The 23,085-nt window shown below is 69.2% G+C and carries 25 protein-coding genes and 1 pseudogene; 20 read left to right on the top strand and 6 right to left on the bottom strand.

Going from position 1 to position 23,085, the window contains the following annotated elements; translation table 11 throughout:
* The first annotated feature begins 205 nt into the window (after positions 1-205).
* The 10 genes from HZS54_RS21355 (at position 206) to HZS54_RS21315 (ending at position 5,331) form a co-directional block, all read left to right on the top strand.
* Entirely contained in the window at positions 206-526 is a 321-nt protein-coding gene (locus tag HZS54_RS21355) for a helix-turn-helix transcriptional regulator (RefSeq protein ID WP_179919127.1), read from the top strand.
* A complete protein-coding gene (locus HZS54_RS21350; RefSeq protein WP_179919126.1) occupies positions 523-870 on the top strand; it encodes a hypothetical protein in 348 nt (115 codons plus the stop codon). Before HZS54_RS21355 ends, HZS54_RS21350 begins: the two co-directional genes overlap by 4 nt.
* A 76-nt stretch (positions 871-946) precedes the next feature.
* Positions 947-1,945, top strand: coding sequence for a hypothetical protein (locus HZS54_RS21345; protein ID WP_179919125.1), 999 nt, complete (start codon positions 947-949; stop codon positions 1,943-1,945).
* Positions 1,942-2,256, top strand: coding sequence for a hypothetical protein (locus tag HZS54_RS21340; protein ID WP_179919124.1), 315 nt, complete (start codon positions 1,942-1,944; stop codon positions 2,254-2,256). The genes HZS54_RS21345 and HZS54_RS21340 overlap by 4 nt, the downstream gene beginning before the upstream one ends.
* A gap of 171 nt (positions 2,257-2,427) precedes the next feature.
* Positions 2,428-3,381 (top strand): transcription initiation factor IIB, encoded by a 954-nt coding sequence (locus tag HZS54_RS21335; RefSeq protein WP_179919123.1) that lies wholly within the window; start codon positions 2,428-2,430, stop codon positions 3,379-3,381.
* 28 nt (positions 3,382-3,409) lie between these two features.
* Positions 3,410-4,258 (top strand): cytochrome c oxidase subunit II, encoded by an 849-nt coding sequence (locus tag HZS54_RS21330; RefSeq protein WP_179919122.1) that lies wholly within the window; start codon positions 3,410-3,412, stop codon positions 4,256-4,258.
* The gene (locus HZS54_RS21325; protein ID WP_179919121.1) at positions 4,255-4,551 is read left to right on the top strand and encodes a hypothetical protein; all 297 of its coding nucleotides are present in this window, start codon (positions 4,255-4,257) and stop codon (positions 4,549-4,551) included. Before HZS54_RS21330 ends, HZS54_RS21325 begins: the two co-directional genes overlap by 4 nt.
* A 40-nt stretch (positions 4,552-4,591) precedes the next feature.
* Positions 4,592-4,726 (top strand): hypothetical protein, encoded by a 135-nt coding sequence (locus tag HZS54_RS26525; RefSeq protein WP_281377723.1) that lies wholly within the window; start codon positions 4,592-4,594, stop codon positions 4,724-4,726.
* Positions 4,727-4,802: 76 nt separating this feature from the next.
* Positions 4,803-5,051 (top strand): type II toxin-antitoxin system HicB family antitoxin, encoded by a 249-nt coding sequence (locus tag HZS54_RS21320; protein ID WP_179919120.1) that lies wholly within the window; start codon positions 4,803-4,805, stop codon positions 5,049-5,051.
* 25 nt (positions 5,052-5,076) lie between these two features.
* A complete protein-coding gene (locus tag HZS54_RS21315) occupies positions 5,077-5,331 on the top strand; it encodes a type II toxin-antitoxin system HicA family toxin (protein WP_179919119.1) in 255 nt (84 codons plus the stop codon).
* A gap of 25 nt (positions 5,332-5,356) precedes the next feature.
* Here HZS54_RS21315 and HZS54_RS21310 read toward each other — a convergent pair whose 3' ends face one another.
* Positions 5,357-7,321, bottom strand: coding sequence for a 3-hydroxyacyl-CoA dehydrogenase/enoyl-CoA hydratase family protein (locus tag HZS54_RS21310; RefSeq protein ID WP_179919118.1), 1,965 nt, complete (start codon positions 7,319-7,321; stop codon positions 5,357-5,359).
* Between the two features lie 114 nt (positions 7,322-7,435).
* Here HZS54_RS21310 and HZS54_RS21305 point away from each other — a divergent pair, with 114 nt between their 5' ends.
* The 4 genes and pseudogenes from HZS54_RS21305 (at position 7,436) to HZS54_RS21290 (ending at position 11,169) form a co-directional block, all read left to right on the top strand.
* A complete protein-coding gene (locus tag HZS54_RS21305; RefSeq protein WP_179919117.1) occupies positions 7,436-8,593 on the top strand; it encodes an acyl-CoA dehydrogenase family protein in 1,158 nt (385 codons plus the stop codon).
* Positions 8,594-9,431: 838 nt separating this feature from the next.
* Positions 9,432-9,935: pseudogene (cysE, locus tag HZS54_RS21300) on the top strand (serine O-acetyltransferase); the annotation flags it as partial.
* Positions 9,936-10,251: 316 nt separating this feature from the next.
* Positions 10,252-10,830, top strand: a complete 579-nt coding sequence (locus HZS54_RS21295) for a DNA-3-methyladenine glycosylase family protein (protein ID WP_179919115.1) — start codon at positions 10,252-10,254, stop codon at positions 10,828-10,830.
* A gap of 3 nt (positions 10,831-10,833) precedes the next feature.
* Entirely contained in the window at positions 10,834-11,169 is a 336-nt protein-coding gene (locus HZS54_RS21290) for a DUF8152 family protein (protein WP_179919114.1), read from the top strand.
* A 123-nt stretch (positions 11,170-11,292) separates the two neighbouring features.
* Here HZS54_RS21290 and HZS54_RS21285 read toward each other — a convergent pair whose 3' ends face one another.
* Both HZS54_RS21285 and HZS54_RS21280 read right to left on the bottom strand, forming a co-directional pair.
* Complete coding sequence (locus HZS54_RS21285; protein ID WP_179919113.1) at positions 11,293-12,516, bottom strand: PKD domain-containing protein; 1,224 nt, start codon at positions 12,514-12,516, stop codon at positions 11,293-11,295.
* A gap of 178 nt (positions 12,517-12,694) precedes the next feature.
* On the bottom strand, positions 12,695-14,038 hold the full coding sequence (locus HZS54_RS21280) for a putative ATP-dependent zinc protease (protein WP_179919112.1): 1,344 nt from the start codon (positions 14,036-14,038) through the stop codon (positions 12,695-12,697).
* Positions 14,039-14,206: 168 nt separating this feature from the next.
* Here HZS54_RS21280 and HZS54_RS21275 point away from each other — a divergent pair, with 168 nt between their 5' ends.
* The 5 genes from HZS54_RS21275 (at position 14,207) to HZS54_RS21255 (ending at position 18,977) form a co-directional block, all read left to right on the top strand.
* On the top strand, positions 14,207-15,253 hold the full coding sequence (locus HZS54_RS21275; protein ID WP_179919111.1) for a succinylglutamate desuccinylase/aspartoacylase family protein: 1,047 nt from the start codon (positions 14,207-14,209) through the stop codon (positions 15,251-15,253).
* Positions 15,254-15,499: 246 nt separating this feature from the next.
* Entirely contained in the window at positions 15,500-15,889 is a 390-nt protein-coding gene (gene sdhC, locus HZS54_RS21270) for a succinate dehydrogenase, cytochrome b556 subunit (protein ID WP_179908888.1), read from the top strand.
* A 3-nt stretch (positions 15,890-15,892) separates the two neighbouring features.
* Positions 15,893-16,258, top strand: a complete 366-nt coding sequence (locus HZS54_RS21265) for a succinate dehydrogenase hydrophobic membrane anchor subunit (protein WP_179919110.1) — start codon at positions 15,893-15,895, stop codon at positions 16,256-16,258.
* Positions 16,255-17,151, top strand: coding sequence for a succinate dehydrogenase/fumarate reductase iron-sulfur subunit (locus HZS54_RS21260; protein ID WP_179919109.1), 897 nt, complete (start codon positions 16,255-16,257; stop codon positions 17,149-17,151). Before HZS54_RS21265 ends, HZS54_RS21260 begins: the two co-directional genes overlap by 4 nt.
* 2 nt (positions 17,152-17,153) lie before the next feature.
* Positions 17,154-18,977, top strand: a complete 1,824-nt coding sequence (locus HZS54_RS21255) for an FAD-binding protein (protein ID WP_179919108.1) — start codon at positions 17,154-17,156, stop codon at positions 18,975-18,977.
* A 147-nt stretch (positions 18,978-19,124) separates the two neighbouring features.
* On the opposite strand, the gene HZS54_RS21250 is transcribed toward HZS54_RS21255, so the two are convergent.
* Positions 19,125-19,772: a hypothetical protein gene (locus tag HZS54_RS21250; RefSeq protein WP_179919107.1), complete on the bottom strand. Its 648-nt coding sequence runs from the start codon at positions 19,770-19,772 to the stop codon at positions 19,125-19,127.
* Between the two features lie 201 nt (positions 19,773-19,973).
* Between HZS54_RS21250 and HZS54_RS21245 the strand changes: the two genes are divergently transcribed.
* A complete protein-coding gene (locus HZS54_RS21245) occupies positions 19,974-21,092 on the top strand; it encodes a Gfo/Idh/MocA family protein (protein ID WP_179919106.1) in 1,119 nt (372 codons plus the stop codon).
* 33 nt (positions 21,093-21,125) lie between these two features.
* Here the strand turns inward: HZS54_RS21245 and HZS54_RS21240 are convergent, their stop codons facing one another.
* Both HZS54_RS21240 and gdhB read right to left on the bottom strand, forming a co-directional pair.
* The gene (locus HZS54_RS21240; RefSeq protein ID WP_179919105.1) at positions 21,126-21,680 is read right to left on the bottom strand and encodes a DUF420 domain-containing protein; all 555 of its coding nucleotides are present in this window, start codon (positions 21,678-21,680) and stop codon (positions 21,126-21,128) included.
* Between the two features lie 98 nt (positions 21,681-21,778).
* Complete coding sequence (gene gdhB, locus HZS54_RS21235) at positions 21,779-23,077, bottom strand: glutamate dehydrogenase GdhB (protein ID WP_179919104.1); 1,299 nt, start codon at positions 23,075-23,077, stop codon at positions 21,779-21,781.
* Positions 23,078-23,085 lie beyond the last annotated feature (8 nt).

Below are 23,085 nucleotides of genomic sequence, written 5' to 3'. Positions count from 1 at the left end.
CGCCGGCTCCGGGTGCAACGCCCGGGCGCGACGTTAGCGGGTTCGCCCGCTGACAGTCATGTCCGACGAAAACTGCGTTCGACCGGACGCGCCGACTTCAGACCACCCGGACCGTGACGGACACCCGCCCTGCCGCGGACGTCCGGGGTGTCGCGGACACCCCGACTGCCGCGGACAACCGGACCCCGACAGCCTCCGGACGTTCGTGCTGCTGTCGGGGTTCCAGCGCGACCTGCTGTTCGTCATCGCCGGGCTCGCCGAGACCGACCCGAGCGGGAGCGACATCAAGTCCGTCCTCGACGCGGACTACGTCCGCGATGCCAGCCACGGGACACTCTACCGGGGGCTCGGCCACCTCCACGAGGAGGGGTACCTCCGGAAACACCCGATCGACGGCCGCACCGACAGCTACCACCTGACCGACGAGGCCGAGGCCGGCCTGCGGTCGTACCTCCAGTGGGCGACGAACCACCTCGCCCGCGACGGGGCCGTCCCCATCTGCCTCGCCGGGGGGGACCAGCGATGATCCTCGGTGCGCTCGTCGAGGCGCTGACGGGCGTCGTCGTCGCGCTCGTCGCCGCGGTCGTCCTCGTCGCGCCGCTCGTTCACGCCGCGCTCGGGACGGACCGGTTCGACCGCCGGCCGTCGTTCGCCGTCGCCGTCACCGTCGCACTCACCGCCGTCTTCGTCGGCGGCCTCGCCGACCTGCTGGTCGGCTGGGTCCCCGTCGTCGGACGGTTCGTCTCCCCCATCGCCTGGGCGTACGTCCTTCGGCACCTCGGGGGGAGCGACTGGCCGCCGGCGCTGTTCGTCGGCGGCGTCGGCTGGCTGCTGACGGTCGTCTTCGCCGCCGTCGTCGCCCCGACGTGACGCCGTCGGCGAAGACGACCGTAGCGACCACGGCGTGTCGACCCGGCACCGACGCGTCCGACCACACTCACCTATCATGACATCAGACACACACAGCGACTGGACAGTTGCGGAGACACCCGTCGACGCCGCCCTGCGCGACGTGACCCAGACGGCCGTCGGCCCGTACGCCGTCGGTTCCGACGGGGTCGTGCTCGGCCGGACCGACGACGGCACCTGGGAGATCGTCGTCCCAGCGGGACCGGCGACGGCCCGTAACCACCTCACCGCGGTCGACGTGACGGCGGACGGGCGACGGCTCTGGTTCGCCGGTTCCAGCGGCGCGCTCGGTCGCTACGACACCGAGACCGGCCGCAAACACGACTTCACCGCCCCCGGCGAGAAGACGAGCACCTGGGAGGCCGTCGCCGTCACCGGCGAGCGCGGCCGCGAGCGGCTGTTCGCCGCCAACGGCTCCGGCGAGGTGCTCGCCGCGACCGTCGACGCCGACGGCTGCCCCCGCTTCGGCCCGGTCGTCGAACCGGGTCGCGGGTCGAGCATCACCGCGCTCGACGCCGGCGGCGGCCGCGTCTACGCCGTCGACACGAGCGGGAACGTGTTCGCCCGACCGGTCCGGGCGTCGGCCGACTGCGACGACGCCGCCAGCGGCGCGGCCGCCACCGACGGCGGCGCCGAACTCCGCTCGGACCCGCCGGCTGAGGAGCCCGACGACGACGGCGCGTGGCGCGAGATCGGTATCGACGGCGCGCAGGTCGACTTCCACGACGTGGCGGCGTCGGGCGACCGAGTGCTCGTCGCCGGCGACGGGGGGCTGATCTACCGCTACGACGCCGTCTGCGACAACTGGACGCCCGTGCAGGCGGGCGTCGGGGCGCTCGCCGGGATCGACGACAGGGACGGTCGCACCGTCGCGGTCGGCACCGACGGGAGCGCGTTCGACCGCCGGCCCGGTCGCGAGGGCTGGGGGTGGGCCCCCGTGCCGACCGAAGACGGCCTCGGGGCCGTCGCGCTGGGGGCGTTCGACGTGGCCGTCGGCGAGGGCGGCGCCGTCCTCGAACGGGGGGTCGACTCGTGAGCCAGGACGTGGCGCTGTCGGTCCTGCAGCTCGTCGCGCTGACGATCCCGCCGATCGCCGTGCTGATCCAGATGCTGCGCCGGTCGGAGAACCTCACCTGGCGCATGCGGAAGTTGAGCTTCGGGCTGGTGATCGTCAGCGTCGTCGCGTTCATCGCGACCGGGATCGCCGTGCTGAGCTACTTCCTGACGTACGTCGCCGTCCCGCAGCTGCTCGTCGTCGCGATCTCGCTGACGATCGTCGGGCTGGTCCCGTTCGCCCTGTTCGTCGCCATCCTCTACATGGAACACCGGGAGGAGTTCGGTCCCTGAGCGACGCTCGGGGGGCGGAAGCGACATCCGAGGACGGAAGCGGCGCTCGGGGGACGGAAGCGAGCCGGGGGACGAGAGCGGCGCGGAGCAGACACGGAGCCGACCGCGAGGTATCGACGCCGAAACCGGTGGGCGCGGGGAGATCGGGGGCCCGGGTGGCCACCCACACCCATGACGACCCACACTGCAACGAGTACCGACACCGTCGAATCGACTCGAACGACCGAAACCGATCAGCGGCGCGGCCGGAGCTGCGAGGAGTGCGACGGCCCGGTCCTGACCGACGACCGCCGCGGCGAGGTGGTCTGTCGCGACTGCGGGCTCGTCGCCTCCGAGACCGTCCTCGTGGACGACCGGACCCGCGGCGACAGCGACGAGGGCGGCCGGAGCGTCGGCGCCGCCACGACGCCTCGATACCACGACAGGGGCCTCGCGACGGTCATCGGCGAGGCCGACCGGGACGCCCTCGGCAACACTCTCTCGGACCGCAAGCGCAGCCAGGTCCGCCGCCTGCGGACCTGGAACAGCCGCTGTCTGGCGAAGGACGGCCGCGAGCGCTCGCTGCAGTTCGGCCTCTCGGAGGTCGACCGCATGGCCTCGGCGCTCGACCGCTCGGAGCCCGTGCGCGAGACCGCGAGCGTCCTCTTCCGCCGCGCCCACGAGGCGGGCGTCCAGCGCGGCCGCTCGCTGGAGGCGACGGCGACGGCCGCCCTCTACGCGGCCACCCGGTCGCTGGAGCTCCCGACGACCATCGACGATATCGACGAGCGGAGCCGTGTCGACAGCCAGTCGTTCGTCCGGGCCTACCGCGAGCTGGTCCGCGAGCTCTCTCTGGAGGTCGGGCCGCCCGACCCGACCGACCACGTCGCCGGGCTCGTCTCGGATCTTGACGCCGACCAGGCGGTCCGCCGCCGGGCGCGCGCCCTGCTGGAGACGGCCAAAGAGTCGGAGTACCACGTCGGGAAACACCCGAGCGGGCTGGCCGCCGCCGCCGTCTACGCCGCGGGCCTCGTCGAGGGGGTCGACCTGACCCAGGCCGAGGTCGGCGAGGCGGCCGACGTGTCCGCGGTCACGATCCGCAACCACTACTCCGAGATGCTCGACGAGTGGCGCTCGGAGCTGTGAGGGCCGTGTCTCGCGGCATCCACGGCGGATGAGCGAGTCGACCCGCCGCGAGCGCTCCGCCCGCCGGATCGCCGTCGCGACCGTCGGCCTGGCGGCCGCCTCGGCCGTCGCGCTCGCCGTCGCCGCGACCGGCGGGAGCTACGACTCGACGACCGAGGCGACCAGGCGGGGGCTCCACCGGACGCTGCTGGCGGTCGGGCTCCCCGCGACGATCCTCGTCGAAGGGGCGCTCGTCTACGCTGTCGTCCGGTTCTCCGGCGACTCGCCGGCGGACCCCCTCGACGAGCGCCGCTGGCCCGAACTCGCCTGGGCGCTCGGTGTCGGCGTCGTCTTCCTGCTGGTCGGTGTCCTCTCCTATCAGGCGATGGTCCCCGCCGCCGTCGGCGACGCGGCCGTCCGCGGCCCGCTCTCGGAACCGGGTGAGGAGGCGAGAGGCGGTGGCGTCGCCGGACGCGGCGGCGGGACCGGGACCGTCGTCGTCCACGTCACCGCCGAGCAGTGGGACTGGACGTTCCGCTACCCGACGGCCAACCGGACGAGCGAGCGGCTCGTGCTCCCGGTCGACCGCCGAGCCGTGTTCCGGCTCCGTTCCCGGGACGTGATCCACGGCTTCGCGGTGCCGGATCTGGGGCTGAAACGGGACGCCTTCCCCGGCCAGTACACCTACCTGCGGACCACGCCGACCGACACCGGTCGGTTCCGCGTGGTCTGCGTGGAGTTCTGCGGCGCCGGCCACTCGCGGATGGCCGCGCCCGCCGCGGTCGTCACCCGGTCCGAGTTCGCGAACTGGACGAGCGGCGACGCCGGGCAGCCAGTTCACCGCCAGCCGAAGGTGTCACGGGCGAGTCACCGCCAGCCGCGGGTGTCGCGGCCGTGAGTGCCTGGCCGCTACTCATCGCCGCCGGACCCGCGGGCGTCTACGCCGCCGCGGGTCTCGCGATTCTCGGGGACGCGGTCCCGGGCTGGTCGGCCCCGGCGGCCGCAGTGGTCGGGAGCGCCCTGTTCTGTGTCGGCGTCACCGGCTGGCGCTCGCGGTTCGAGGCATTCGGCGGGAGCGACGCGTCGGCGGAGCGAGCCACGCGTCTCGGCCTCGCGGCGCTCGCCTGCGCGGCCCTCGCGGCCGGCGGCGCCGGATTCGCGGTCCTCGTCCACGTCCTCGTCTGGCCGTGACCGAGCGCGCCTCTCGCCGTCGGCTCGCCGCGTAAGCGAGGTGTTCGGCGTCGGCGGGCTGCTACTGATCGGCGTCCTGCTGTTTTTCGTATCCGAACCGACCACGTCCTTTCTCGGCATCGTCGTCCTGATGACCGCCTCCGTGGTCTGGTTGGTGAACTGGGAGCGGGGGTGACCTGCTCCGCCTGCCGAACCGTCACGGGATCGCGGCGACACAACGTTTTACTGACGCGACACGGTAGTCTCTCCCGATGAGCAAAGGCGTCGAACCGACGATCACGCTCACCGACGAGGGCGACTGGTGGGTCGCCAGGGACACCGAGTCGGGCGTCACGTCTCAGGGTCGGACGAAAGAAGCCGCTCTAGAGAATCTCGACGAGGCACTCGAAGGCTACCGCGGAGCGGGATCGGAGCCGACCGACGAGGAGCTCCGGGAGATGGGGATCGACCCAGAGAACAACGAATCCAGATCGGTCGACGACTCCGATATCTTCGAATGAAACCGTCCGGCGGTGCGAGTCTCCGATGACGCGCGGTCCATTCTCAGGGCGTGAGGTCGTGAAAGTGATGGTCAACAGCGGGATCTACGAGTGGGTGCGGACGAACGGTGACCACGCGATCCTCCGCTGGGAACCACCGGACGACCACGATTCGGACGCGCGGACGGTCCCCGTACCCCTCCACGACGAGATCGGTACCGGAACGCTCCGGGATATCGCCGAACAGGCCTGCGCGCGTGACTTCCGCAAGTTCTGCGAGTGGATCGACCGAAACCGATAGTTTCGGTGCTGGGTCTTCCCGATCGCTACTCCCCTTCGAACTCCGGCTCGCGGTCCTGCTGGAAGGCCGCGAGGCCCTCCCACACGTCGTCGGTGGTGAACAGCTGGCCGAACGCCGAGGCCTCGTACTCCAGGCCGGCGTCGGTGTCGTCGCGGCCGGCGAGCATCGCGCGCTTGGTGAGCTTCTGGGCGATGGGCGGCCCGCCGGCCAGATCGCGGGCGAGTTCCCACTTGCGGTCGTCGTACTCGTCCGGGCTCACGACCTCGTTGACGAAGCCGTAGTCGGCCATCGTCTCCGGGTCGTAGTCGTTCTTCGCGGTGAAGATGATCTCTTTCGCCCGCCCCTCGCCGACGACGTGTTTCAGGCGCTGGGTACCGCCCCAGCCGGGCAGCAGGCCGAGGTTGTGCTCGGGCTGGCCGAACTGGCCGCTCTCGCTGGCGATCCGCATGTCCGCGGCGGTGGCGAGCTCCATCCCGCCGCCGAGGCAGTAGCCGTCGATGGCGGCGACGACGGGCATCCCGACCTCCTCCAGACGGCCGAAGACGCGCTGGCCCTTCCGGGACATCTCGCTGGCTTCGAGACCGCTCCCGGGCGCGGCGCTGGCGGCGTCGAACCCGGCGGAGAACGCGCGGTCGCCGGCGCCTTCGAGGAGCACGGCGCGGATCTCCTCGTCGGCGTCGAACTGGTCGAGCGCGGCGTCGATCTCGTCGATCATCTGCACCGTGATCGTGTTCATCCGCGCCGGGCGGTCGAGTTCGACGTGCCCGACCGCGCCGTCGGTCTCGACGACGATCTGGTCGTACTCGACGGTCTCGCCCTCGTCGTCGTCGCCGTAGAAGCCGCCCTCCTCGGCGGCCGCGCGGAGCCCCTCGGACACCTCGTACCGGGCGGCGCCGGTCTCCTCGTGGACCGATTCGAGCGTCTCGACGAGGTCGTCGGGGCCGTATGCGTCGGCGCGCTTGCCCGGGCCCTCCGGGAAGCCCGCGCCGAGCATCATCGCCTCGTCGATGTCCGAGACCGGCGCCACGTCGTTCTCCACGAGCTTGCCGACTTCGTTGGCCATGACGGCCAGGAGTCGGGCCTCCACGTCGTCGCGGCCCTCGTCGGCGGGGATCTCGACGCCGCCGTCCTCGTAGTCGTAGAAGCCCTTCCCGGTCTTCTTGCCGAGTTCCTCCGCGTCGACCTTCTCCTCCAGCAGCGGGCAGGGCTCGTAGGCGTCGCCGAGCACCTCGTGGAGGTATTCGAGGACGTGCAGCGTCACGTCGTGGCCGACCTGGTCGCCGAGTTCGAACGCGCCCATGGGCAGACCCATGTCGAAGGAGGTGGTGGAGTCGACCTCCGCGACGGTGGCCACGTCGTCGTGGACGAGCCAGCAGGCCTCGTTCATCTGCGGGACGAGCACCCGGTTCACGATGAACCCCGGCGAGTCCTTGCGGACCCGGACGGGCGTCTTGTCGAAGGCTTCGGCCAGTTCCTCGATCGCGTCGAGGGTCTCGTCGGCGGTGTGTTCGCCGCGGATGACCTCGACGAGCGCCATCCGGACGGGCGGGTTGAAGAAGTGCATCCCGCAGAACTGCTCCGGTCGCTCTGTCACCTCCGACAGCTCCGTGATCGAGAGGCTGGAGGTGTTCGTCGCGACGATGGCCTCGTCGGGCGCGTACTCCTCCAGTTCGCCGTACACGTCCTTCTTGATGTCCATCCGCTCGGGGACGGCCTCGATAACTACGTCCGCCTCGGCGACGGCGGGCTCGAAGTCCACCAGCGGCTCGACCCGATCCAGCGCGGCGTCGGCCTCCTCGTCGCTGATCTGGCCGCTCTCGGCGAGTTTGCCGAGCGACCACTCGATGTTCTCGTAGCCGTCGTCGACGAACTCCTCTTTGATGTCGCGCATCGTCACGTCGTAGCCCGCGAGGGCCGCGACCTCGGCGATCCCGTGGCCCATGTTCCCCGCACCGAGTACCGCGACCTGTTCGATATCCTCGAAGTTCATGACGTGTGCAACCTGGCTCGGCTCCCGTTTCAAGGTTTCTCTCGTCCGTAAACGCTCTTCGAGTTGATCGTTGATTACGAACCGTTATGTGTGACAGACGATGACATTGTACGCATGGACTTCGCACTCTCCGAGGAGCAACAGCAAGTCCGCGACGAGGTCCGTCGCTTCGCCGACAACGAGATCAGGCCGGTCGCCACCGAGTACGACACCGAAGAGAAGTTCCCCCACGACCTGGTCGAGGAGGCCGCCGAGCTGGGCTTGGTCGGGGCGAACGTGCCCCTGGAGTACGGCGGCGTCGGCTACGACTACCTGACCAACATCGTGATCGTCGAGGAGCTGTTCGCCGCCGACCCGGGGATCGGTCTCTCGATCTCCTCGGCCGCGTTCGGCGCCGACGCCCTCGTCGAGTTCGGCACCGAGGAGCAGAAAGAGGAGTACCTCCGCCCCGTGGCGGAGGGCGAGGCCATCATGGGCTCGGCCATCAGCGAACCCGACGTGGGCTCGGACGTGTCGTCGGTCTCCACCAGCGCCGAGAAGGAGGGCGACGAGTGGGTCATCGACGGCTCGAAGATGTGGATCACGAACGGCTCCGTCGGCGACTTCTTCGTCGTGCTCTGCGAGACCGACCCCGACGCCGAGGGCCGTTATAATGGCTTCTCGCAGATCATCGTCGAGTCGGATCGGGACGGGTTCGAGGCCGAGAAGATCACGGGGAAGCTCGGGATTCGAGCCTCCGACACCGCAGAACTGCTGTTCGACGGCGTGCGCGTCCCAGAGGAGAATCTGCTGGGGACCCGCGGCGCGGGCTTCCTGCAACTGATGCAGTTCTTCGACGAGACCCGGACCGCCGTGGCTGCCCAGGGCGTCGGCATCGCCAGGGGCGCCGCCGAGCGCGCGCTCGACTACGCCCAGGAGCGCGAGCAGTTCGACCGCCCCATCAGCGAGTTCCAGGCCATCCAGCACAAGCTCGCGGACATGCACACCGAGACCGAGGCCGCCCGCCAGCTGACCTACAAGTCCGCCTGGAGCGTCGACCACGCCGACGACCAGCTCACCCAGCTGGCCTCGATGGCCAAGGAGTACGCCTCCCGGGTCGCCGTCGACGTGGCCGACGAGGCCGTCCAGATCCACGGCGGCGCCGGCTACGTCAACGACTTCGACGTCGAACGGTTCTACCGCGACGCCAAGATCACCCAGATCTACGAGGGAACCACCGAGATCCAGAAGAACATCATCGCCCGCGAACTGCTCGGGAAGGGCATGGTCTGAGGAACTCGTCCGCGTCGCTGACTGCTCGGTGGATTTCTGAACGGCGCGTGCTGTCGAGCGTGCCCGCCTCCTGGCGGGCCGCTCGAAAATAGTCGCGCGAGGGATGAGTAACGCAGGAGCTTGCGACGAGTAACGCAAGAGGCTGGGGAGGTGTGAGGCTGTCCGCGGTTGTTGTCGCGGGGCTGTGCTGTCCTGGTGGACTGAAAGGGCGAGGCGCGCTCGCGCCCGGAAGTCGCCTGAGCGGGCAACTATCCGCGCGGGCCGTGCGGAGAGCGCGGATATCCCGCTCAGCGACCGCGAGCGCGGCGAGGGCTTTCAGCGCTCACCGTCGAGTGCGGTCGATCCGATTCAGAGCGAGCGCGTCGAGGGCTTTCAACGCTCACCGTCGAGTGCGGTAGAGCCGATTCAGAGCGAGCGCGTCGAGGGCTTTCAACGCTCACCGTCGAATGCGGTAGAGCCGATTCAGAGCGAGCGCGTCGAGGGCTTTCAACGCTCACCGTCGAATCCGGTCGCAATTTTTCGTAGTGAACGGGTCGAGGGCTTTCAACGCTCACCGTCGAGTGCAGTTGGTATGGCTGCTAGCGAGCGGGCCGAAACCGAGCGATCCGCCACTACACAGACGACCAAAGCGACTGCTAGAGAGGGTCGGACGATTTAAGCCGCTGGCAAATCGAGTTCGAATCATGCACCACGGGCGCGAACGCTCGTCCGGTCGCACGGACTCCGACCAGCCGAACAGTGTTCGGCGCTGCTGTTGTTGAGCGCCCGCTCTTTCTCGTCTGCACCGACGCCGCCGACTACCGCGACACCCAGCGATCCACGACACCGACCCCCCACAATGTTCGACAGACTCCGCGAGGACGTTCGCACAGCCCGCGAGACCGACCCCGCCGCCAAGAGCAGCGCCGAAGTGCTGCTGTACGCCGGCCTCCACGCCGTCTGGGCCTACCGGCTGGCCCACTGGCTGTGGACCCGTGAGTACCACTTCACCGCACGGCTCGTCTCCCAACTCACCCGATTCCTGACCGGCGTGGAGATCCACCCCGGCGCCGACCTCGGCCGGCGGGTGTTCGTCGACCACGGCATGGGCGTCGTCATCGGCGAGACGGCCGAAGTGGGCGACGACGTGGCGATGTACCACGGCGTGACGCTCGGCGGCGACGACCCGCGACCGGTCAAACGCCACCCGACCGTCGGCGACCGAGTGACGCTGGGCGCCAACTCGACGCTCGTGGGCGACATCACGATCGGTGACGACGCGTCCGTGGGCGCGGGGGCCGTCGTCGTCGACGACGTACCGCCGGGCGCGACGGTGGTCGGCAACCCCGCCGAGGTCGTCGACGGCGGCGACGAACGCGGAGACGAGGCCGAAGCGACCGATACGCCGGAGGCGGCCGGCGAGGACGCCGCCGGCGGCGACCCTCGGGAGCCCGGTGAGGGCGAGCCCACCGCGGCCGACGCGACCGGCGAGTCGGCCGAAACGACCGAGGACCCGGACGACGAGACGGCGAGTCCGCCCGAGCCGCCGGCCTGCTGCGGCGCGGCGGGCGCGAGTTGAGCGGACTGGGGACGCCGACTCGCCGGCTCGGCCGCAGTCCGACTCCGGCCGCGAACCGGCTCCGAAACCCCCATGCCGTCCCGTCCCCGACTCCCGGGCGATGACAGCGGACCCCATCGAGGAACTCGCCGCCGACGAGGTGCTCGGGCCGGTCATCGACGAGCACGGGCCCGTCACGATCGAGCCGGCAGAGGATCTCTACGAGCGGCTGGTCGTCTCGCTGATCCGCCAGCAGGTGTCGATGGACGCCGCCGCGGCCATCCGCGAGCGGCTGTTCGAGGCCGTCGAGGTCTCCCCCGAGGCGATGATCGAGGCCGACCACGCCGACCTCCACGACGCCGGCCTCTCGGAGGCCAAGGCCGACTACGTCAAGAGCGCCGCGAGCGCGTTCCGCACTCGCGAGTGGGACCGCGACACCTTCGCCGACATGGGCGACGACGCGGTCAGAGCGGAGCTGACCGACATCCACGGTATCGGCCCGTGGACCGCCGACATGTTCCTCATGTTCGGGCTCGGCCGCGAGGACGTGTTCCCGGTGGGGGACCTGGGCATCCGCAAGGGGATGGACCGATTGTTCGACGCCGACATGACTCGCGCCGAGATGACCGACGCCGCCGAGCGCTGGCGTCCGTATCGCAGCTACGCCAGCCTCTACCTCTGGCGCGCGGTGGAGGGGTGAGTCGTGGGCGACGACCCAACCGCCGGCGACTCCGGCGGTGACGCCGCGACCGGATCGCTCGCCGAGCACGTCGAACGGCTCCACGCCGAACTCGAAGCGACCGAGGAGCGGCCGGTCGACAGGACGGCGAGCCGGTGGATCGGCGAGGCGCAGGCGGTCGCCGGCGACGCCGCGGCGCTGGCGAGTGACGGCGACGAGGGGGCCGAGGCGACCGTCCGCGATCGCGTCGGCCACGTCGCCGAACTGCTCTCGAACGTCGACGGGACGGGCGACGCGGACGCCGACGAGCGGGTGGCGACTGCACGAGACCTCGCGGCCGATATCACGGGGGAGCGGTGAGCGAGTGAGCGACCTCCCTCGGCGACGGGAACGGACCAGTAGTTCGTCTGAGACCGGCTCGTGGCCGCGAGACTCCTGTTGAACACTGGTCGGGAACCCGGGGAACGGGTCGTTCCAGGTGAGTCAGCCGGAGTACGTCCGCGTCTTGTCGGCGACCGAGAAGACGATGTTGGGCGGGTCCTCGACGGCCGGGAGGGCCGGCTCGAACGTCACCGTCTCTCCGGCGGAGAGGGTCGTCTCCCCCGAGTTTAACGTGTCACCGCCTCCGTTAGTGAGGGTGGGATTGACCGTGATCGATCCGTCGGTGACGTTCTTCACGTCCGCGTCAGCCTTGATGTAATCGCCGAACGGGTTGCTCCAGTCGATGCTGGTGATCTGGACCGTCTCGGTCTTTTCGGTGACCGTGAAGGTGGCGTCCGTCGTCGCGGTCTGGCGCTCGTCGTCTTCGACCAGCAGGCTGAGACGGTGGTCGCCGGGCGCCTCGGGTGTGAGCACGTACTCCTCACCGTAGGCGTCGTCGACCAGTTCCTCCTCCCGGAACAGCTGCCACTGGTAGGACGTGATCGGTCCCCCGTCGGGGTCGCTGGCGTCCGCGCCGATGACGTGTTTGTCGCCGACGCTGTACTGACTGAGCGGGTCGGTGAAGTCGACGTTCGGCTCGTAGTCGGTCTCCTGAACGATGGGGACGAAGTCCGTCTCGTAGCTCTTGGTCCCGTCGTCGGCGGTCGCGGTCAGCGTGACGTGGCGGATGCCGTCGCCGCTGAACGTGTGGTCGATCTGCTCGCCGGTGTACTCCGACATGTCGTCGTAGCGGCGGTAGATCTGCCACTCGTAGGTGTCGATGGTGGCGTCCGTGGACCCGAGGTTCGCCTCCAGCGACACCGTCTCCCCGTCGGAGACCGAATCGGTGAGTCCACCGATCGTGACGATCGGCCACTGGTCGTCGGACTCGTGGAGCGTGTCGAACCACCGAACTTCGGCCGAGCGGTCGTCCGTCGTCCTGACGACCAGGTTCACGTACCAGTGACCCGGAGCGTCGAAGGTGAACGTCGTCGACTCGTCGATGCTGTTTTTCTTCAGTTTGTACCCGTCGCTGATGTGGTAGACGGTCCAGATGTGGTCCTCGATGCCTTCCCCAGCCGGGTCGGTCGAGCCGCTCGCGTCGAGTGTCACCTCGGTCCCGACGCCGAACTCCGCCGGGTTCATATCGAGGACCGGGACGGGGGCGTTCGACGCCGCCGAACCGGTTCCCACCGCAGCCGTGCCACCCACGGTCGCGGCACCGGCCGCACCGATCATCTTCAGCACGTCGCGACGCGGTCGTTCGATGTCCTCTCTATCAGACATCGAATTGACGTGTGATTTGATTTCACTTCATTCTTTCTAATTGAACACAATTTCATATATACATTTCTAGAAAATACGTCTACGTACGAGATGTTATCTACAATCGACGCTGGCGGGACGGCGGGAAGATGCAGGCGAAACGCGTCGACGGGAAGAGAGAATCGGCGGCTGCGTCGGACTACTCCTCGGACTCGACCTCGGGGTCGGACTCGCGGTCGGCCTGGCGGGACACGTCGACCTGGTAGTCGCCGAGGATGTCGCGGCCGAGGATGACGGGGTAGTTCATGTGGCTGCGGTCCTCGACGCTGGCGGTGACGGTGTGGCGGGTGCCGCCGACGCCGACGACCACGTCGACGAGCGGCCGGCTCTTCGAGGACTTGTTCGACCCCGAGCGGACCTTCGTGATCGACTTGATCGGCCCGGCGCCGATGTCCGCCGCGAGGCGCGTGTCGATGCTCGTCCGCGTCGCGCCGGTGTCGGACTTGGCGACCACCGACTCCGAGCCCTTCGTCCCGCTGATCAGTATCTCCTCCGTGTAGCCGATGACCAGCGACTCGGCGGCCCCCGACGAGACCGACGGCGGTTTGCACGCCGGGACGGAGTCGTCCAGGAAGCTCGACAGCTCCTCGACCCGCTCGGCGTCGACGCTGCCGCCGCCGCGCTCGACGGCGAGTTCGGCGATGTACGGCGCTGGACTCGTCCCGGTCGCCTCGAACAGCCCCTTGAACCCCGCGGTGGGGTTGACTTCGAGGACGTACCAGCCGTCGGCCCCCTCCATGAGGTCGACGCCGGCGTAGTCCAGGCCGACGGCCTCGACGGCCTGTCTGGCGGTGTCGATGACCGCTTCGTCGACCTCGCCGGCGGCGTCCTCGACCCGCCCGCCGAGCGCGACGTTGGTTCGCCACTCGTCGTCGGGCGCGTAGCGGAACATCGAGCCGACGACCTCGCCGCCGACGACGTAGACGCGGAGGTCGCGAGTGGGCGCGTCGCCCCGCTCCAGGAGCTTCTGGAGGAACGCGTAGCGGTTGCCCACCCGGGCGTTGACCCGCTCGGTCGCGTCGACCTTCCAGGTGCCGCCGCCGTTGGTCCCGATCGCCGTCTTGTACACCGCTTCGTCGCCGAACCGCTCGCGTTCGAGGTTCAGCCGGTCCGACGACAGCGCCAGCAGCGCGTCGGGGACCTGCACGTCGGCCTCCGAGAGCGCGACCGCCGACGCCACCTTGTGCATCGAGGTGAGCGTCTTCGCCGGCTCGTTGAGCATCGGACAGAGCTGTTCGAAGGTGTTTGCCAGCCCCATCTCCTCGCAGGGCTCGGTCGACTTCGACAGGAGGAGGCGGTTGGCGATCACGTCCACCTCGGGTTCGAGCTTCGGCTCCGAGTCCTCCACGCGCAGCGTCGTGTTCTCGCGGCGCAGCCACTCCGGATCGTGGCCCAGCGCGTCGACGGCGTTCAGGATCGCTTTCGTCTCTTTGCTGTTGTGTAGGCTCAACACCCCCACCGAAACGGAGTCAGAAGTCGTCATACCGATCCGGTCGCTCGGACCGCCGAAAGAACTGACGGTCCCGAATCGGCCAGGACCCGTGATCTGACGCCGAAGACGAACGAACGCCGCCGATCGATGCGCGACCGATCGGCGGTCGAAGTGGTCCCGGGTCGCCACACGTTTCAACCCCCGGACGTAGGGGACGGTATGGACGAGGCCGAGCCGTTCACCTACGACGGCGGTCGGGTCGACCCGGGTGAGCGGGCCAACGTGCGCTACACCGTCAGCGAGACCTACCTCGGCGACCCCGTCAGGATCCCCGTGACGATCGTCGTCGGCGAGCGGGCGGGCCCGACCGCGTTTCTCAGCGCCGCCGCCCACGGCGACGAACTCAACGGCGTCGAGGTCGTCCGCGAGGTGGCCCACGAGTGGGACCTGAGCGACCTCCGGGGGACGCTCATCTGTCTCCCCGTCTTGAACGTCCCCGGATTCATCGCCCAGGAGCGCTACCTCCCCGTCTACGACCGCGACCTCAACCGCTCGTTCCCGGGCAAGGCGGGCTCGACCAGCGCCAAGCGGATGGCCCGGCGCATCTTCGACAACTTCGTCGAACCCTGCGATGTGGGGCTGGACCTGCACACGTCCACGCGGGGCCGGACGAACATGCTCCACGCCCGCGCCGACATGGCCGACCCGTCGGTCGCCCGCGTCGCGAAGGCGTTCGCCTCGAACGTCATCATCGACGGCCAGGGACCGGACGGGACTCTCAGGCGAGAGGCCAGCGAGCGCGGTACCGCCACGATCACGATCGAGATGGGCGAGGCCCACCGCTTCCAGCGGGAGTTCATCGACCGGGCCCTGGTCGGCGTCGAGAGCGTCCTCGCCGAGTTCGGCCTGCTCCCCACGGAACGGGTCCGCTGGCCCGGCTGGCGGACGATCGTCGAGGGCTCCGGCGACAAGACGTGGATCCGCGCCGACGCCGGCGGTCTCGTCGACATGCACGCCGCCCGGGGCGGCGTCGTCCGCGAGGGCGACACCATCTGCACCATCGCGAACCCGTTCAAGACCGAACGGACCCACGTCGAGGCGCCCTTCACCGGCCTGCTCGTCGGCATCCTCGAGAACCCCGTGGTCTACCCCGGGAATCCGCTCTGTCACCTCGTCAAACTCGACGGCGACACGCTCGACGCCATCGACCGCAGCGGTGGCGTGACCTCGCCGCGGGACCCGACGCCGCCCAGCGCGGCCGAGTGACTGTCCGGTGTGGCGGAGCGTGACTGTCCGCCGGGCGGGGCGAACGACCGCCGCGCGCGAGCGGGCGTCGCCGGCCCGCTCGCGCGACCCCTGACAGCCGAGTGGTACGTCGGTCCGGAGTCCCGGCGAAAATCCCCGAAACACCCACCGAACCGGGCGGCCTGTGGACGCGTGTGAACGTGTTCGGCGGCCGAGACGGACCGGTGTAGAAACTACTATAGCCCCTGCTACCATTGCGCCCGTTGTATGAGCGGAACGTACGACCGCGGAGCGGTCGAGGATTTCGGCCGGTGGCGGGAGTTCCAGCCGGGCATGTGGGCCTGGATCTTCCACAAGTTCACCGGCTGGGTGCTCGTCGGCTACCTCTTTACGCATATCGCCGTGTTGAGCACCGCGACGGGCGGCGAGGTGCTGTACACGAACACGCTCCAGGGACTGGAAGAACTGCTGATCGTCCGCGTGCTGGAGGTCGGCCTCCTGTCGGTGGCCGTCTTCCACATCCTCAACGGGGTTCGGCTGCTGTTCGTCGACCTCGGGTTCGGACTCGAGAATCAGGACAAGAGCTTCTACGCGTCGCTCGTCGTGACGGCCGCCATCGTCGTCGCGAGCGTGCCGACGTTCCTCGCGGGGGTGTGAGCGATGGCACAGCACTACTCCTCGTTCGAGCGCGGCGGTATCAAGTGGCTCTTCCAGCGACTGACTGCGGTCTTCCTGGTCGGCGTCCTCGCCTTCCACTTCTTCCTGCTTCACTTCGTCAACCACGCCGCCGAGATCACCTTCGCCGGCACCGAGGCGCGGATGAGCCAGGTGGGCTACTTCGCGACGATGTGGCTGTTCCTCGTCACAGCGACCTTCCACGGCGTCAACGGCGTCTACAACGCCCTCGTCAACCAGGGCCTGAGCGGCACCCCGAAAAAGGCAGTCGGGGCCGTTTTGACGCTGGCGAGCATAGCACTGATCGTCCAGGGAACCCGCGTGGCACTCGCGATGACCAACCTACTATGAGCACGCAAATCGAACAAGAGCAGACCGAGGAGCAGACCGAGGCCGACGCCGAAGCGGCCGAACCGGCCGAGCAGTCCCACCAAGACCGGCGCCTCTCCGAGAAGGAGGCCCGCGCCGAGGCCCGTGAACGCGAGGAGCAGGCCCGCGAGGAGGTCCGCGACGCCGACGACACCGTCCGGATCAAGGTATTCCGCTACGACCCCGAGGTCGAGGGCAAGTCCGAACCGCGCTTCGACGACTTCTCGGTCCCCTTCTTCAAGGGGATGACCGTCCTCGACGCGCTGATCTACGCCCGCGACCACTACGACTCGTCGCTGACCTTCCGCCACTCCTGCCGACAGGCGGTGTGTGGCTCCGACGCACTGTTCGTCAACGGCCAGCAGCGACTCGGCTGCAAGACCCAGATGGCGGACCTGGAGGGGCCGGTCCGCATCGAACCGCTCCCCCATCAGGACGTGGTGAAGGATCTGGTCGTGGACATGGAGCACTTCTACGAGCAGATGGAGGCCGTCGAGCCGTACTTCCAGCCCGACGAGCTGCCCGAGGGCGAGCGCGAGGAGCAGCGCCAGAGCCCCGAGAACCGCGAGAAGGTCAAGATGTCCACGCGGTGTATCTGGTGTGGCGCCTGTATGTCCTCCTGTAACATCGCCGCGGGCGACAACGAGTACCTCGGCCCGGCGGCCATCAACAAGGCCTACCGGTTCGCGATGGACGAGCGCGAGGGCGAGATCCAGAAGGAAGACCGCCTGGAGATCATCGAGCAGGAACACGGCGTCTGGCGCTGTCAGACCCAGTTCTCCTGCACGGAGGTCTGCCCGAAGGACATCCCCCTGACCGAGCACATTCAGGAACTCAAACGCGAAGCGGTGAAGTCCAACCTCAAATTCTGGTAACAATGCACGAACACGACGTACTCGTCGTCGGCGCGGGCGGCGCAGGCCTGCGCGCGGCGATCGCGGCGCACGAAGAGGGGGCGGACGTGGCCATGGTCACGAAGCTCCATCCCGTCCGGAGCCACACCGGGGCGGCCGAGGGCGGCATCAACGCCGCCCTGCACCCCGAGGACTCCTGGGAACTGCACGCCTACGACACGATGAAGGGGTCGGACTACCTCGGGGACGCCCCCGCGGTCGAGACCTTCGCCCAGGACGCCCCGGACGAGGTCATCCAGCTCGAACACTGGGGGATGCCGTTCTCCCGCGAGGAGGACGGCACCGTCTCCCAGCGGCCGTTCGGCGGCCTCTCCCACCCCCGGACCACCTACGCCGGCGCCGAGACCGGCCACCACCTGCTCCACACGATGTACGAGCAGGTCGTCAAGCGCGGCATCACCGTCTACGAGGAACAGCAGGTCCTCGACCTGGCGGTGACCGACCACGACGACGTGGAGGACCGGGAGTGTCACGGCGTCGTCGCCTACGACATCGCCAGCGGCGAGATCGAGGGCTACCGCGCCACCGACGGCGTCATCCTCGCCACCGGCGGCCCCGGCCAGGTGTTCGACCACACCACCAACGCCGTCGCCAACACCGGCGACGGCTACGCGATGGCCTACCGCGCCGGCGTCCCGCTGGAGGACATGGAGTTCGTCCAGTTCCACCCCACGACGCTCCCCTCCACTGGAGTGCTGATCTCCGAGGGCGTCCGCGGCGAGGGCGGCATCCTCTACAACGACGAGGAGGAGCGGCTGATGTTCGAGTACGGCTACGCGAACAACGACGGGGAGCTCGCCTCCCGGGACGTGGTCTCCCGCGCCGAACTCACGGAGGTCAACGCGGGCCGCGGTATCGAGGACGAGTACGTCCACCTCGACATGCGCCACCTGGGCGAGGAGCGCATCCTCGACCGCCTCGAAAACATCCTCCACCTCGCGGAGGACTTCGAGGGCGTCGACGGCCTCGACGAGCCGATGCCGGTCAAGCCCGGCCAGCACTACCAGATGGGCGGCGTCGAGTGCGACGAGAACGGCCACACCTGCATCGACGGCCTCTACGCGGCCGGCGAGACGGCCTGCGTCTCCCTGCACGGCGGCAACCGCCTCGGCGGCAACGCCCTGCCCGAACTGCTCGTCTTCGGCGCCCGCGCCGGCCGGCACGCCGCCGGCGCCGACATGAAGGAAGCCGAGATCGCGACCGGCCCCTCGGCCAAGAGCGAGGCCGGCGAGATCCCCGAGAACGTCGAGGTCGGAGCGGTCGGCGGCAGCGACGAGTCCGTCGCCGCCGACGGCGCGGCCGTCGACGCGGGGACCGTCGTCGAGAGCGAGATCCAGCGCCAGCAGGAGCGGGTCGACCGCCTGCTCGAAGACGAGGGCGTCAACCACGCGCAGGTCCGCGACGACATCCAGCAGACGATGACGGCCAACGTCAACGTCTTCCGCCGCGAGGACAACCTCGTGGACGCGCTCGACGACATCCGCGAGGCCCGCGAGCGCTACCGCCACGTCGCCGCCTCGGACCCCTCGCGCACCTACAACACCGACCTGATGCACACGATGGAGACCCGCAACATCATCGACATCGCCGAGGCCATCACGGTCGGCGCCCTCGCCCGCGAGGAGTTCCGCGGCGCCCACTGGCGCGAGCAGTACCAGGAGCGCCGGGACGACGAGTGGCTCAAACACACCATGCTCGCCTGGAACGAGGGCAGCCCCGAACTGTACTACAAGCCCGTCCTCCTCGAAGGCGAGAAGGAGTACGAGCCCAAGGAACGCAGCTACTGAGACCGTCTCTCTCGCCGGCGGACTTCCCCGCTCGCTCCGTCCCCGTGAGCGACGCGAACGAGAGCCGAGAAGAGCTCGCGCTTCCGACGCGCTCGCGGCCGCTACGCTACCGTGAGAAGCGTCCGAGAAACCGCGACCGCTGACCGTTCAGGACTCGTCGCTCTCGGCGTCGCCGTCGTCGGCGTCGGCTTCCGCATCGTCGGTTTCGTCGTCGCTCTCGTCGACGACCCAGTCCTCGCGGACGCGCTTGGTCCCGGAGTCGGTCTCGATGATGAGGACGTTGTAGTCCTCGGTCCCGGTCTTGACGCCGGTGACGGTCCCGCTGGCGGTGCCGTACACCGACGAGTCGGGGCCGGCCACGTGGAAGGTGACCTCCTCGCCGCGCTCGACGGGCACGTCGCCGAACCCGACGGGCGAGCGCGGGACGGACTGCGCGCCGCCGCCGCGGTACAGCGGCTGTGTCCGCCCGGCGTCGTCGCTCGCGGCCGTCGCTTCGGAGGCGCCCTCCGCGTCGGCCTCGCCGACGCGGCGACCGAACCCACAGCGCTTCGTCTCTTCGACGACTACCTGGTCGATCGTCAGCGTGGGGTGGGACTGCTTCCACTCGGCGAGGGCCGTCTCCATCCGCTCGGCCGTCAGGTCGTCACGCGCGGACACGTCGATCTCGAACGACCGCACCGACCGCTCGCCCGTCCGCGACTCGACGACCAGCTGCGCCTCGAAGACGCTCTCCGATCTGTTCTTCGCCTGTCGCTCGTACTCAAGTTCTGACCCGTCGACAGTTATCATTGGCATGTCGATAGCTCGACTGTTCGTATATTGGTGAGAAGTGAGTGATATATCTTTTCCAAGCCGTTTGGCAGAATCGAACGCTCGACGGGATCGAACGCCGGGTAGAGCGCCTCCTCGCGAATCGATCGCTACCGGACTACACGTCGATTTCCGGGAAGGAGAACGACCGAAAGTGGTTTTGGCCCGTTCTCGCTGGGTGATAGCATGACGTACACCGTCGCCGTCGTCGGAACGGGGCCGGACCCGGAGAACCCGACCGTCGAGGGGTTCGCGATGGGCTACCGCCACGCCGAGTCGTTCGAGAACGACGACCGCTGTGAGGTCGTCGCCTGCGCGGACATCGTCCCGGAGCACGCCGAAGCGTTCGGCCGGACGTTCGATCTGCCCGACGAGAACGTCTTCGAGGAGTACGAGGCGATGCTCGACGCCGTGGAGCCGGATATCGTGACGGTCGCGGTCCCGCCGGCGATCCACGAGGACGTGGTCGTCGACTGCGCCCGTAGCGGCGTCGTCTCGGCGATCCACGCCGAGAAGCCGATGGCGCACACCTGGGGGTCGGCCCGGCGGATGGCCGACGCCTGCTGGCGCCGCGACGTACAGCTCACGTTCAACCGTCAGCGACGGTTCGGAAAACCGTTCAGAGAGGCGAAACGGCTGGTCGACGGCGGCGAGATCGGCGAGTTGCGGCGGATCGAGACGACGTGGAGCGACCTGTACGACACCGGCGCTCACACGATCGATCTGACCGGCATGTTCGCCGGCGAGGCCGAGCCCGAGTGGGTCATCGCCCAGATCGACTACCGCGAGGAGGACGTGCGCTTCGGCATGCACCAAGAGAATCAGGCCTGGGCGCTCTGGGAGTACGAGACCGGCGTCCAGGGCGTCATTTCGGGCGGCGAAGGGAGCGACTTCGCCGACGCCGCCCACGTGATCCGCGGCACCGAGGGCGAGATCCGCATCGACAGCGACACCGGGAACATGCTGGAGATCCGCCGCGCCGGCGACGGGTCGTGGCAAGCGATCGACGTAGACGGGGAGGACCTCCACGGCGCCAACGCCGAGGGACGACAGTACGGCAGCGAGTATATCGACCGCGCGGCGACCGAGGTCGTCGACGCGCTGGCGGAGGACCGGGAGTCCGAACTCGGCGCGAAGAACGGGCTGAAGACGGCCGAGATCATCTTCGGCGCCTACGAGTCCGCGCGCAAGCGCGGCCGCGTCGACTTTCCGCTCGACGCCGAGGACAACGCCTTCGCGGACCTCGTCGAGCGCGGCGAACTGGAGTACGTCCCCGAGAGCGACGACGGCGACGCGGCGGAGTAGCGCCGATCGACCGATCCCGCGACCGCTTCGGCTTCAGAACAGCACGTACAGCATGAGGTAGACGACGACGCCCAGGGTGAAGGAGATCAGCCACAGCGCCGCCGCGACCCGGCCGACGGTCGGGTGGCGCGTCTCGCGCAACTCTGGCACCGAACGGGTCAGCGCCAGCAGGAGGACGTAGATGACGAGCGGGACGCAGACGATGGCGAGGACGATGTGGATCGCCAGGATCCCCGGATAGATCACGCCCTCGACCAGCGGCGGCCCGGAGAAGTCGCTCGGCCCGAGCAGGGCCACCCGATAGAGGTAGGCGACCAGAAAGAGGGCGAACAGGCCGGTCGTCGACAGCATCGCCGCGCGGTGGCGCGCCACGTCGCCCCGGCGGATGGCTCGCCAGCCGACGACGATGGTCCCGACCGCCGTCGCGCTCACGACGGCGTTGACGTGGGGGATCGCCGCAAGCACCGCGTCGGGCGCCCGCGGCAGGAGGCTCTGGGGGATCGCCTGCAGCGCCGCCGCGAAGACGAGCGCGAGCGCGACGACCGAGAGGACGCCCGACACCGCCGGGACGTGCTCGCTGACGTTCATCGGCCGACACTGAGGACTCGACCGTCAATGCAGTTGCGCTTCGGGCACGGCGAGCGGGTCCGACGAGGGCGTCCGTCCGGGCGACCGCCGGCGGACGGTCAGGGCCAGAGCCCGCGCGCCTCGTGGGCTTCGGCGATCCGGGAGAGCGCGACGGCGTAGGCCGCGTCGCGCCAGGTCACGTCGCCGGCCTCGAACTCGTCGGTCACGGCCTCGAACGCCGCGAGCATCTCCGTCTCCAGCTCCTCGTTGACGCGCTCGGCGGACCACGAGCGGCGGTTGATGTCCTGGAGCCACTCGAAGTACGAGACGGTGACGCCGCCGGCGTTCGCGAGGATGTCCGGGACCACCGGTACCCCGCGGTCGGCGAGGATCTCGTCCGCGGCGAACGACACCGGGCCGTTCGCGCCCTCGACGACGATGTCCGCTCGAACGTCGGAGACGTTCGCCTCGGTGATCGCGTTGCCGACCGCCGCGGGGACGAGCACGTCCACGTCGAGTCCCAGTAGTTCGTCGTTCGTGACGGTGCGGTCGGCGTGGGCCGCGACCGCTTCGGGCCGTTCCTCGTGGGATGGGATCGAGCGGGTGTCGAGCCCGTCGGGGTCGTAGGCCGCGCCGGTCACGTCGCTGACGGCGACGACGGACGCGCCCCAGTCGTCGAGCAGGCGCGCGGCGTTCGCGCCGACGCTCCCGAAGCCCTGCACGGCGACGGTCGCCTCCGAGAGCGGCGTGTCGTAGTACTCGGCGACCTCGCGGGTCACGATGGCGACGCTCCGCCCGGGCGCTTCGGCACGTCCCTCGCTGCCACCGATGACCGGCGGTTTCCCGGTCACGACGCCGGGGATGGTCTCGGCCTCCTGCATGCTGTAGGCGTCCATCATCCACGACATCGTCTCGGCGTCGGTCCCCATGTCCGGCGCCGGGATGTCCGTCGTCGGCCCGATGACGTTGCGGATCTCGTCGGTGAACCGCCGGGTGAGCCGCTCGCGCTCGTCGTCGCTCAACTGCTTGGGGTCGACGACGACGCCGCCCTTCGCGCCGCCGAAGGGGATGTCCATCACCGCGCACTTCCAGGTCATCCACATGGCGAGGCCGATCGACTCCTCGCGGGAGACCTCCGGGTGGAACCGTATCCCGCCCTTGTACGGCCCGCGGACGCTGTCGTGCTGGGCGCGGAACCCGCGGAACACCTCGACGCTCCCGTCGTCGCGCTCGATCGGCACGGTCACCTCGTGGACCGCGTCCGGGTGGAGGAACCGCTCGACGACGTTGGGGTCGACATCGACCAGCGAGGCGGCCCTCGTGAGCTGGCGCCGCGCCGTCGCCAGCGCCGACTCCGACTCGCCGGCGGGGGGTTCGGTGCTATCGACTGTCGACTGCGCAGGTGTGTCTGAAGACATGAGGAAGG

The sequence above is a fragment of the Halosimplex pelagicum genome (genome assembly GCF_013415905.1).
Taxonomy (GTDB): Archaea; Halobacteriota; Halobacteria; order Halobacteriales; family Haloarculaceae; genus Halosimplex; species Halosimplex pelagicum.
The sequence above is the reverse complement of the archived record's forward strand: the minus strand, read 5'-3'. Positions and strand labels throughout refer to the sequence as shown.